Annotated in this window: 12 protein-coding genes; all 12 read right to left on the bottom strand. The window is 52.6% G+C overall.

Features of this window, described 5'->3' with window-relative positions; genetic code table 11:
• Positions 1 to 1,196: 1,196 nt before the first annotated feature.
• The 12 genes from QYQ99_RS28310 to QYQ99_RS28255 all read right to left on the bottom strand — a co-directional run bounded on the left by QYQ99_RS28310 (position 1,197) and on the right by QYQ99_RS28255 (position 9,933).
• Positions 1,197 to 1,667 carry a hypothetical protein gene (locus tag QYQ99_RS28310; protein WP_131367707.1) on the bottom strand — a complete coding sequence of 157 codons (471 nt, stop codon included), beginning with the start codon at positions 1,665 to 1,667 and terminating at the stop codon, positions 1,197 to 1,199.
• A gap of 157 nt (positions 1,668 to 1,824) precedes the next feature.
• On the bottom strand, positions 1,825 to 2,097 hold the full coding sequence (locus QYQ99_RS28305) for a helix-turn-helix domain-containing protein (RefSeq protein ID WP_034367538.1): 273 nt from the start codon (positions 2,095 to 2,097) through the stop codon (positions 1,825 to 1,827).
• Between the two features lie 9 nt (positions 2,098 to 2,106).
• The gene (locus tag QYQ99_RS28300; RefSeq protein ID WP_052084777.1) at positions 2,107 to 3,285 is read right to left on the bottom strand and encodes a ParB/RepB/Spo0J family partition protein; all 1,179 of its coding nucleotides are present in this window, start codon (positions 3,283 to 3,285) and stop codon (positions 2,107 to 2,109) included.
• Positions 3,282 to 4,109 carry a ParA family protein gene (locus tag QYQ99_RS28295; protein ID WP_052084776.1) on the bottom strand — a complete coding sequence of 276 codons (828 nt, stop codon included), beginning with the start codon at positions 4,107 to 4,109 and terminating at the stop codon, positions 3,282 to 3,284. The genes QYQ99_RS28300 and QYQ99_RS28295 overlap by 4 nt, the downstream gene beginning before the upstream one ends.
• A gap of 83 nt (positions 4,110 to 4,192) precedes the next feature.
• Positions 4,193 to 5,218, bottom strand: coding sequence for a chromosome partitioning protein ParB (locus tag QYQ99_RS28290; protein ID WP_157839539.1), 1,026 nt, complete (start codon positions 5,216 to 5,218; stop codon positions 4,193 to 4,195).
• A 144-nt stretch (positions 5,219 to 5,362) separates the two neighbouring features.
• Positions 5,363 to 5,845 carry a hypothetical protein gene (locus QYQ99_RS28285; RefSeq protein WP_034367536.1) on the bottom strand — a complete coding sequence of 161 codons (483 nt, stop codon included), beginning with the start codon at positions 5,843 to 5,845 and terminating at the stop codon, positions 5,363 to 5,365.
• Between the two features lie 50 nt (positions 5,846 to 5,895).
• Positions 5,896 to 6,336: a hypothetical protein gene (locus QYQ99_RS28280; protein ID WP_034367534.1), complete on the bottom strand. Its 441-nt coding sequence runs from the start codon at positions 6,334 to 6,336 to the stop codon at positions 5,896 to 5,898.
• A 12-nt stretch (positions 6,337 to 6,348) separates the two neighbouring features.
• Positions 6,349 to 7,077: a DsbA family protein gene (locus tag QYQ99_RS28275; protein ID WP_302093304.1), complete on the bottom strand. Its 729-nt coding sequence runs from the start codon at positions 7,075 to 7,077 to the stop codon at positions 6,349 to 6,351.
• 287 nt (positions 7,078 to 7,364) lie between these two features.
• The gene (gene sppA, locus QYQ99_RS28270) at positions 7,365 to 8,330 is read right to left on the bottom strand and encodes a signal peptide peptidase SppA (protein WP_052084774.1); all 966 of its coding nucleotides are present in this window, start codon (positions 8,328 to 8,330) and stop codon (positions 7,365 to 7,367) included.
• A gap of 74 nt (positions 8,331 to 8,404) precedes the next feature.
• A complete protein-coding gene (locus QYQ99_RS28265) occupies positions 8,405 to 8,722 on the bottom strand; it encodes a hypothetical protein (protein WP_046462385.1) in 318 nt (105 codons plus the stop codon).
• Between the two features lie 231 nt (positions 8,723 to 8,953).
• Positions 8,954 to 9,415, bottom strand: coding sequence for a PD-(D/E)XK nuclease family protein (locus tag QYQ99_RS28260; protein WP_052084773.1), 462 nt, complete (start codon positions 9,413 to 9,415; stop codon positions 8,954 to 8,956).
• A 29-nt stretch (positions 9,416 to 9,444) separates the two neighbouring features.
• On the bottom strand, positions 9,445 to 9,933 hold the full coding sequence (locus QYQ99_RS28255; protein WP_198529036.1) for a hypothetical protein: 489 nt from the start codon (positions 9,931 to 9,933) through the stop codon (positions 9,445 to 9,447).
• Positions 9,934 to 9,946: the final 13 nt, after the last annotated feature.

Genomic DNA, 9,946 nt, shown 5'->3' with positions numbered 1-9,946 from the left:
CTTTTTTTGGTTCCTGATCTAACCATGTGGTTTTGTACGTGTGGAACGTCTTCTGTCTGACTCCGTGAGTCGTCGCTGCATTGGTTAGCTATCGGGAAAAATTTTCTTCTGTGCTCTACCGCTGCAACGTTTTTAGAACCCCAGGGAGTCCCGCATTTTTTTGCCTTTGTAAACCGCGAAAGCGCACCGTTAAAAACAATAAAAACTTTAATACGCTAACTACAATAAAGAGAGCGAAAAGCTGTTTGTTGACAATGGGTTGCAGAGGCATAACACCCCCGTATTGGTACGGTAGGCCCCGTCCATTGGTTCGATAACATCCGCTGGTTGGTAGGGTGTCACCCCCGATTTGGGCTCTTACACACCTTAATTTGGGATCATTGGTGTCACCCAAATTTGCTCGATAGCTCCTGTTATTCACAGTTTGGTGCTCCATTTTCTGGAGCACTATCAAGCAAATTTCAGTGTTCATCCCCCCTCATTTGGTACGTATCCCCCCTTCAGTTGGTACGTGTGCTTTTTCGCTATCGCGCCAAAAAATCTGTTTATCCCCCCTGGATTGGTACAACGCCTTCTGCTCTGAGGCGGCACGTTGAGGTGCTTAACTGTGGCCTGATGGCTATGCCCATCTGTGCTAGTGGTGAGCTATCGCATAGGCGTGCAGAGTGCTTTTAGGAAAAAAATTGGCCTCAACCCCCCTCAGTTGGTACGTTGAGCACTTCCACTGGGAAAAAATCGGCCTTAACACCCCTCAATTGGTATGTGCGGTTCTGAGCTGAACAGGTATGCCCTTCATCCCCCCTCAATTGGTACGTTTGGACAGTTTTTTTCCCTTTCCAACGGATGAGCTGAGATCTAGAACGGGGAAAAGCTACTCAAAATGAGCTTTTGATAGGGGTGAAACAGGCGCATTGCCTTAATTGGACAAAAATAGGGGGTGGAAAGCGGGTGCTGATCACTGCCTCTCCTCTGCTGGCTCCCGGCAAACCTATCGGTCAAAATTTCGGGGGGGTTTTTGGGGTTGAGAGTGTCACATGCCCGACATGGTTGCCCAAAATGGGCTATTCGGACAATTTTTGGGGGGGTTTTTGGGGTCAACCAGCGGTTGCCCCTCACCGGCTCCGTGAAGAGCGAAATCCATGGGGTATTTTTGGGGTGATGTGCTCGATGTCGATCCTCACAGCCTTTCACATGCTTCAGGCGAACTGGAGCTGCAGGGTCTGAGCTTGACGCTCCCTAGCTCTGATCTCCATGGACCTTGCCCGTTCTTTGTCTCGTGCGCGCTGGCAGCGTGCTTCATATTCGCCTGTGGCTACGTCCACCACATAGCCGAAGTAGAAAGCCGTCAGCGGGCCTCTCCAGCCCTTCCAGGTGCTACGAATGGCTTCCTGCTGATCAGGAGTAGCGCGGAAGAAATTTCCCCGAGCTTTGCGCCAGCAGCGAGCTTCATGCGCCCGCTGCCGCGCCTCTGTGCTGTCGAGCAGAGATTGACGGCGTGACAGCTCTGCATCAGCGTCAAATGGCTTCGGAGCTGGGAGTTGATCTGAAATAAGCGGATATTTCTCTTGGAGCTTCTTTGCCAAACGTGCTGGCTTTGAGGTGGCCATGGCGAGTCCGCGCTGTGTCCAAGCCGCGCGCTCAAAACGTTCCATTCGTTTGAATTTCATGGTGATGCTCTTCTTTGGGGTAGTGCACTACCCTACCCTGCTTCCCAGAAATGCAACCTGGCATGCGCCAGCCCTCATTCAATGCCAGTTCTGTCAAAAAAAAACCTGCGTGGAGATACGCAGGTTTGCAGGAAATCCTTGGCGGAAGAGTGTTCCGTCAGAACTTTCCATAGTGCTTCAGGAAGTTCTTCATGTCGATGATGCCCCAGTCATCGATGGTGTAGTACCCGTTGGAGCCTCTATCGCCCCCAGAGACACGGACATACCGTACCTGCATGCCAAAGTCAGACCGTAGGAAGCCAATTTGGCGTTTGATTGTCTGCAAAGGGATGCTTGTCGTCTCTTGGAGAACATGCAAGGTAGGCTTCTCGTGCGAACACAGCGCATTGATGAGATCGAATTTACGCTTCGTGTCGCGCGAGATGGTCATGAGCCACAGTTAGTCGGTTGCTTGAACCCCCCGGAGTGTAATCTGTTCGGCCAGCACCTCAGTTACATTTCCAGCATCTGTTTTCACCCAAACGCTGCCATCTTTAAGAGAAATCCGGTCATTCATGACCACGGCATTTGTAACAACGCCGTCAATGGAGACTGAAACTGCCAGGATGATCTGTCCTGGTGTGACAGCTTTGAAGCTCACATTCTTCTGAACACTTGGTTGACTTGGCTTCTTGTGAGCATCGTTGGGCTTGCTGGCCACGGTAGTTTGCGTCTCAGCATCTTGCGCTGCTGGACTGTTCATCTTTGCAGACTTGTCCAGCTCTTTGGCAGTGCTCTCTTGAGAGCTGGCCGTTGAGCCTGACTCGCTGGCAGCACTTGATGCATCAGGCTTGCCCTGGCTGGCATTGAGAGCCTTATCCGCTGCGGACTTGCTGTCGTCGCTGCTGTTGGGCTTTATCTTGCTCTCCTTGGCTTGAGGTCCACGCTTGCCACGTTCCTTCCCATCATCAGCGGTCAGCTCTTTCAAGATGGCGCGGGTGGCAGTGCGAGATAGGCTCTTTTCTTCCTTGGCCAGGGCAACAATCTCGATGGCTCTTTGCGGAGCCAGATCATGAATGCGACTCAGGTTGTACAGCGTCTCGGCATCGTTCGTGACGTCCTCATCGTTCAGCGCGCGAATGAAGCTGGGTATGCTCAGCAGAGACAGGTACAAAGATACAAACGCTGGAGTTTTAGACACACGTTTGGAGATCTGGCCATTGGTCCACCCTGCTTCCTTGAACTGGCTCAGTCCATCAGCGATTTCAAAAGGCGTGAGGTTTTCACGTTGGATGTTCTCTGCCAGCTCTTCCGCAGTGCGGTCCAGATCATCCTGCATCCGCGTATCGATGACGATCTTCATCTGTTTGAGCTTGGCAATTTTGCCTGCTCGCCAGCGACGCTCTCCTTTGAGGATCACATACTTGCCATCCTTGTTCTTGGGAGCAACGTTGATGGCATTGATCTGGCCATCAAGTTTGAGACTTTCAGCAAGCTCTTCCAGGTTCTTGAAGCGCTTGCGCACCTGGGCCTTGGAGACGATATCGTCAATGTCCACGGACAGAGGTTTGCCGTCCTCTTGTTGAATGCCGCGCGTAGCAACAGCGGCCAGTTCGGTTAATGAGGTGATGTTCTTCATTTCTTGTTCACTTTCGACAGCAGCTCTTTAATCACGGCCAGCACTTCTTTGGCGGCAACGTGAGCGTAAGGGAGCGTCCAGATCGGGACCCCATCAGATGTTGCTGTATCCAGGGGGGGACGGTTTCTGATGGTATTTTTGAACACGAGATCCGGGATAGCCGCGCGTATCTTCTCTTCAGCACGCTCATGGCTGAGCGAAGACGTGCGGTCGTTGATGAAGACGCCCAAGATCTCAAGATCGGGATTCGTAGAGTGCTGAACACCGATCAACGTTCTCAGCAGGCCCTCTAGACCATCGTAAGCAAAACCAGACAGCTTGACGGGTGCTACGACATGGGTGCTCATGGCGAGGGCAGCATAAAGCTTGCGGCCGAGGCTAGGCGGGCAGTCGATCAAAACATAGTCGTACTGCTGTAAGAGTTCACGCAAATTCTCACGCGGATTCAATGCGTCTACAAGCGTGAGGCCGGTTTCGATCTCACTGAGATCGTGGTCGTTCTTTAGTGTGTGAATGAGGTCAACACCGCATGGGCAGTGAATGACTTCGATGGGGCCGATGTCCTTTTTAAACAAATCCACCACACGAGTACCGCTGTAAACGGGGACCAGCTCACCCTCAGAATTTGTTTCATGTGGAACAAGTCGGGAGGATGTGTTGCCCTGGGCATCGAAGTCCAGCACAAGAGTCTTTGCTTGTTCTTTGATAGCGAGATAGAAGGCAGTCTGGATGCACACCGTTGACTTCCCCACCCCACCCTTCTGGTTGGAGAAGCTGACGACCTTGGCTTTACCCTTGTGTTTGCGCTTGATGACTTTGTTCATTAGATCGCCCGGTGGCCTCTTGAGTGTTATGTCCAGTCTTTTTCGCATGCGAAAAAAGCTGGGGGAAGTCTGGGCCTACTGGCTCATTCCAGACTGAGTTCTTCCTGATTTTCATTCTTTTCTTCGCCTTTGGGCGTGAGCTGCGGCAGCTTTCCTGCCAGTTCGCGCAGCAAAGCAACATCTTCGCTGGTCAGCTTCATGAGGAACGCCTGTCCATCATCCGATGGTGTGATGCTATCCAGGCGGCTGGTGAGGCCTGAGAGGCTGGTGTGCATGGCCGTCACCATCTTTTTGTTCATCTTGGGGGCGGCAGTCGCTTTCAGGTGCTTCTTCGTCACAAGCGCGCGCTTTTTCTTCGCTGGGTTGGCACCCTCCCCCTCGCCACTTTTGGAATCGTCTGCAGCTTTCACAGGCAGCGCAGCCTTAGCCGTTTTGACTGCTTCGGCCAGGATCTCTACAACGTCATTTCCATGTTCGTTGAACTGCTCCAAAGCCGTTGTCGCAGAGACTTCATTTTTCTGGATCATCACTTTGACAGGCAAAGGCAGATCCAACAGCGAGAGTGCGAAACGAACAGCTTCTGGAGTCACGTTGGAGCGTCTGGCCATCTCTGCAATGCTCCAGCCCCAGCTTTCAAGAAGCTGATATTGCACCGCACAGGACAAAACAGATACAGGAGCGCCGTTGTTGCCGTTGATGACAACCAAAGCCTGTTCAGCGTCGTCACCCTTCATCTCAGTGACGAAAATCTTCTGGATCAGCGCCCCTTCGGCAATGGCCAAATTCAAGCCGCGCTTGCGTGTGTAGCCATCACGGATATAGGCAACGCCGCCAATGACCTTCACCAGGATGTTCGGGACGTACTTGCCTTCCTTATAGGCATCCGCAAACATCCGAACGCGGGCAGCGTTCTCGGGCATTGCAAAGTACTCATCCTCGTCCATGAAGGCGGTGCGAGCATTGAACCCTGGTTGAGGGACCACCAAAGAGTGATGAAGCAGGAAGCCATCGGTGCGCGACATCTCTTCAAGAGGGAGGCTCTTTTCCAGTGCCTTGAGCGAATTGATGGTGTCGGGGTGAGGTTGTTTCTTGGGTGCTGCAGTAGACATGGTTGTATCCCTCCAATTGACAGACTTAATTTATGGTACTGCGATCAAGAAAAATGCAAGGACTTCAGCTACCGATTTTTTCGCATGCGAAAAGCCTTGCTATGCAGTCTATCTAGTCATTGAGTCTGTGTTGTGATCTTTGCGCTATTTGCGAAATTGTTGCGCCCAATCTTCATTGAGGAACCCGTGCTGTACCAACTTCGACGCGACAGAGTAGGGCGAACGTCCTAGTTGAGTAGAGAGGTGATGCACATCGATCTCCACCGCCTTAGCCCTGGCCAGGGTGATAGCATTTTGGATGATGCCCACCTCATTGGGCAACCAGGGCTTGCCGTGGTTGGCGAATTGCTTCTGGTGATTGTGCTCAGCTGGCTTTCCTTTCTGACTCCGTGGCAACTGCTGGGGTGGCTTTGGCTTGTCAGAGTGATGTCGTTCGGCCTGGGACGGGGTAGGGGGGCTGGATACGCGGCTTCGTATCTGTTCCGTCATCAGGCGCTCACAAATCTCCCGAGCCGAATGCAAGACGAAACGCTCCTGCTTGGTTAGGCCGTCTATTTTGACGATTTCATCCAGATCACCCGCCGTAGCCTTCAGGGCGCGGACCAGAGCATTTTTAATACGTGACATGGTGACTCCTTGAGTGGGAGGCTAAGCCACTGCGATAGTGGCCGAGGTCTTCAGTCGGAAGAAGGAGCGCGCAGATAGCCCAATTCCAAGGCTTTGAGCGCGACAGAGTAAGGGGATCTATTCATGCGCTTTGAAAGCAAGGCGATGTCGATCTCAGGTGCACAGATGGAACCCATCGCAGTCAGTAGAAGTGCTTCTTCTTCGAATGCCCAGGCGTCCTTTTTATAGTCGTCCTTCATCGCAGCCTGCAATTGCTCCCATACGAAAGAGTCAACACCGTGCAGGCGCTTTTGCAATGTCAGTTTGAGACAAACGCGCTGTGCGTCTTGGAGAGCCTTACGGTCGGCTGGCTCCAGAACCTCAAGCATTAGCACTTCGCCAAGATCCAGGGCCATTCCTTCGACGTATTCCAAAACTGCCCTCTTGAGCTGAAGCTTGGGTTTCTTGGGTCCGTTCGCAACGGCGATTACGCCAGGGGCATTCATGTTCATGGCTCCTGACTTTTAACTCTTGTCTTGCACAGCGCTTTGTTCACCAGGGCCGTTCTGGCTTTCTGCTTCCTCTTCAGCTTCTGCCTTGAGCTTGGAGACAGCAGCCATCAACGCTTGCACGGGCTGGGCACCAGCCACGAGCTGCATCTTGCCGGTGTGGTTATCGACAACGAAAGTTGCCGGTGTTGCCTTGATACCTTGCGCCGCGGCCTTTTGCATGTGCTCTTGGATTTTTTGCTGGTATTTGCCAGAGCCGACGCATTCGAGGAACTTGTTGCTGTCAGCGCCAATTTCCGTGGCCAGCTCAGCCAGATTGGGCACGCCTTGACCGTTGCCACGCGACTGCACAAACACATCGTTTAAGAAAGCCCAGAAGGCGCGGTTGCCCAGTTGTTCAGAGATGCACTCAGATGCGATGGCCTGATCTGCAGCTGCAGGATTGTGAAAGTCCAGGGGGTAGTGCATCCATTGCCAGTTCACATTGCCTTTGCTGGCGTCCACGAGCTGCTTGGGCGTGTTGTGGAAGCGTTTGCAATATGGGCACTCCAGGTCGGAGAACTCCACCAGTGTGTAGCGCGCATCCATGGAGCCGTAGATGTGCTTGCCATCAGGCACAAATTCGGGAGCGGCAGTGAACTTCTGCAGCTTGCTCTGGGCCATGGCTTTCTGTTTGTCTTCAACGATCTTGTTGAAGGCTTTGGCCACTGCATTGTTGAATTCGTCTTCTGTCTTGAAGCTCACGGACGAGCCTTTGCCGAATGAGCTTGTGATGTCGTTGAGCTTGTAGAGTTGCCAGCCCAGGAAGCCAGCGATGATTAAACCGAAGATGGGTAGAAAGATGTTGATGAATGCATTTCGGAACTGAACCGCTTTAGGTTCAGAAGTTTGAGCGGAAGTAGGGGCGTTCATGTTCATTTGGAAGCGGCTGATTTAGATCTGAGCGGAGCTGAGCAAGCACAGGAAGAGAATGACAACGATCAGGGCTGCGATGACATTTTTTGGCAGGTGCTTCATTGCCAGCGACGGAGTTAGCGAAGGGAGGGGAGGGCGTTGCTGAGTAATGCGCGAGCTTCAACCTTGGCGCGCTGAGACATGCGCTTGAAGAAATCTTCGCTTGGGGTGTAGTCAACGAGCTTGCTGACGCCAATAACGTCACTGGCGACCTGCTCCATGCTACCCAGGCCATCGATAAGGCCCAGGTTCTTGGCTTGCTCCCCGTTCCAGATCAGGCCCGAGAAGATCTTGGGGTCGTCTTGAAGGCGATCACCACGACCAGTTTTTACGCGTGAGACAAACTGCTCATTGGTCTGGGCCAACAATGCCTCCCAGAATTTCTTGATCTCGGGCGAGAGGGGAGAGAAGGGGTCAAGCAGTGCCTTGTGCTCGCCAGCGGTTATCGCGCGACGTTCAATGCCTAGCTTGTCCATGAGGCCGGTGAAACCGAAGGTGGAGCTGATCACTCCGATGGAGCCTACCAGGCTCGCCCGGTCTGCATAAATTTCATTGGCCGAAACAGCGATGTAGTAGCCGCCAGATGCACCGATGTCGTCAATGACCGCATAAACCTTCTTCTCAGGGAACTTGGCGCGTTGGACCAAGATTTCATCGTGGATACGCCCGGAGGGAACCGGGCTACCACCTGGCGAGTTGATTTTGATGATGATGGCCTTGGAATGCTCATTCTTGAATGCTTTCTGAATGGCCGGGATCAGGCGGTCAGAATCAGCCAAAGAGCCAGCAGCAATTTCCCCTCGCACGTTGACGAAGGCGGTGTGCGCCTTTGACTCTTCCGATGAAGACCATGGCCAGTTGCCGCCATTCATTGAGAGGACGATGAAGGCCAACGGAAAGAGAAGAACACCTATGGCCCTCATCATGTTGGCCAGAATGTTCCAGCGATTGTGGCGGCGATACTGGCTGTGTATTTCCCAGATGGCTTGATCGACGGACAAAGGAGGGGTAGGAGCTGACCTTGAAAACAGCTTGAACTTCATGGATTACTTTCTATATTGGCGACGACGCAGACCTTGCTTTCAGTCTTGGGTCTTCATGCCAGGGGTCCGCTAGCTCAGATCAGGTTGAGCTTGAGCAGGCGCATGAGCAAATCGATCACAAGGCCCAGCAAGGGGCTGAGAATCAAAGTGGAAACGAGGGTGGTGAATCCCTTGGCGTTTTCTTCAGCACAGAAGAATTTGTAGGCGAGAGGTGCGATGCCGATCACCCCAGCAAGCGCCGAGCCTGCAATTCCCAGCTCAGGGATGAATACAGCTTGGGCACACACCAGCACACCTGTGACGGTGCTGTATCGGCGCAGAGTAGCTTCCTCCTGAGTAGACAGCTTGAAGCTCTCGGTTTGCAGCTCTTGGTATGACGGTGAGTTAGGCATACAGCCCCCTTGTGAGTGAATGTTTCGGTTTGTTTAAATCCTATGCGCCTTTAAAAAAATGCAAGTTTTCAGCAATGCCCCAAAAGGGCCGATGCACCTACGAAGGCCGGTTTAAGCGCTTAAATTGTTCTGAGAGGACAGAGTAGGACCGCAGGGACACCTTTTTCGCATGCGAAAAAGTAGCCACAACATGCCGCTTTTTCGCATGCGAAAAAGCGAACAGGCCACAGCTCAGCCTGTAGCGATCCGAACGACAGCCCGGTCGCTGAGCAACCGAACCCGGTGATAGACCACAGTTTTGTCATTGACGGAGCCAACAACTGTTCTGATATAGCCGTGGCTAACGTTCGCGGTAGGGTACTTCTGACGTAGAGCTACAGCGTAGACAGACAACTGAACAACGTCTGATTCCATGACCCGGTGGGCCGAACGTGTCTTGGTATCAAGAGGAATGACTTCTCCACCTGGGGCGAGGAATACTTGATCGACACGCCCTTGGATAGGGATGGGGTGAGTGCATGAGATTGCTTCCTCATTCATCAGCACAGATGACCTGCGGAGTTCTCGCGGCATGTTCTCGCCTTGCTGCCAGAAATGCGCGCCACCTGCAATCCTGTGCATCAGTTGCTCGAATGCGGAGAGCGCGAGAGGAACGCCGAAGACGACGATCAGGAATTTAGTTGAGGTGTCCATGTATCCCTCTTGGTGCTGTTGACCTGTCCCTATTTACACAGGGGACGGTTTTGTTTGCTGGGCAGTTTGACGTTAGAGATCAATCCGTCTGTGAGGATGGAGGCAAGTGAAGCTGTGAGCTTGTATGGCTCAACTTCCTTGCCGGAGTAGATGAACCTGGGGTGCATGCCTGGTTGGAAGATGCCATGTGGGATTGCTTCGTCATCCCCGAACCACATGCGAAGTCGGAGATCGACAACATATCCAGCAGGCAGTTGAATCCAGTAGTGCGGTGTGACGTACTTCTTCCGATTGCTCAGCATCAAGTGCCCGGACATGCATTTATGAGGCAGCTTTATTCTGTTGAATAAGTACGAAATAACCCATGTCATGTTGTCGCACTCAATTCGGCAATCATCTAAGGCCAGAAGGCCAAGTTCCGCCTCTTCAAGCCATTCTTGATAGGGCGAGGGCATGATCGGCAAGGTTGGGCAGGCTATAGAAGCCTCTTTCAAAGTCGCTTCCAGATGATTTGTCATTTTTCAGATTGTT

It is taken from the genome of Comamonas testosteroni (assembly GCF_030505195.1).
Taxonomy (GTDB): Bacteria; Pseudomonadota; Gammaproteobacteria; order Burkholderiales; family Burkholderiaceae_C; genus Comamonas; species Comamonas testosteroni_G.
The sequence above is the reverse complement of the archived record's forward strand: the minus strand, read 5'-3'. Positions and strand labels throughout refer to the sequence as shown.

What these genes read in the sequence shown, in the direction of transcription:
- QYQ99_RS28285 (WP_034367536.1), bottom strand. Translation starts at nt 5,845, where the DNA reads ATGTCACGTATTAAAAATGCTCTGGTCCGCGCCCTGAAGGCTACGGCG.
- QYQ99_RS28305 (WP_034367538.1), bottom strand. Translation starts at nt 2,097, where the DNA reads ATGACCATCTCGCGCGACACGAAGCGTAAATTCGATCTCATCAATGCG.
- QYQ99_RS28300 (WP_052084777.1), bottom strand. Translation starts at nt 3,285, where the DNA reads ATGAAGAACATCACCTCATTAACCGAACTGGCCGCTGTTGCTACGCGC.
- QYQ99_RS28260 (WP_052084773.1), bottom strand. Translation starts at nt 9,415, where the DNA reads ATGGACACCTCAACTAAATTCCTGATCGTCGTCTTCGGCGTTCCTCTC.
- QYQ99_RS28255 (WP_198529036.1), bottom strand. Translation starts at nt 9,933, where the DNA reads ATGACAAATCATCTGGAAGCGACTTTGAAAGAGGCTTCTATAGCCTGC.
- QYQ99_RS28265 (WP_046462385.1), bottom strand. Translation starts at nt 8,722, where the DNA reads ATGCCTAACTCACCGTCATACCAAGAGCTGCAAACCGAGAGCTTCAAG.
- sppA (WP_052084774.1), bottom strand. Translation starts at nt 8,330, where the DNA reads ATGAAGTTCAAGCTGTTTTCAAGGTCAGCTCCTACCCCTCCTTTGTCC.
- QYQ99_RS28280 (WP_034367534.1), bottom strand. Translation starts at nt 6,336, where the DNA reads ATGAACATGAATGCCCCTGGCGTAATCGCCGTTGCGAACGGACCCAAG.
- QYQ99_RS28290 (WP_157839539.1), bottom strand. Translation starts at nt 5,218, where the DNA reads ATGTCTACTGCAGCACCCAAGAAACAACCTCACCCCGACACCATCAAT.
- QYQ99_RS28295 (WP_052084776.1), bottom strand. Translation starts at nt 4,109, where the DNA reads ATGAACAAAGTCATCAAGCGCAAACACAAGGGTAAAGCCAAGGTCGTC.
- QYQ99_RS28310 (WP_131367707.1), bottom strand. Translation starts at nt 1,667, where the DNA reads ATGAAATTCAAACGAATGGAACGTTTTGAGCGCGCGGCTTGGACACAG.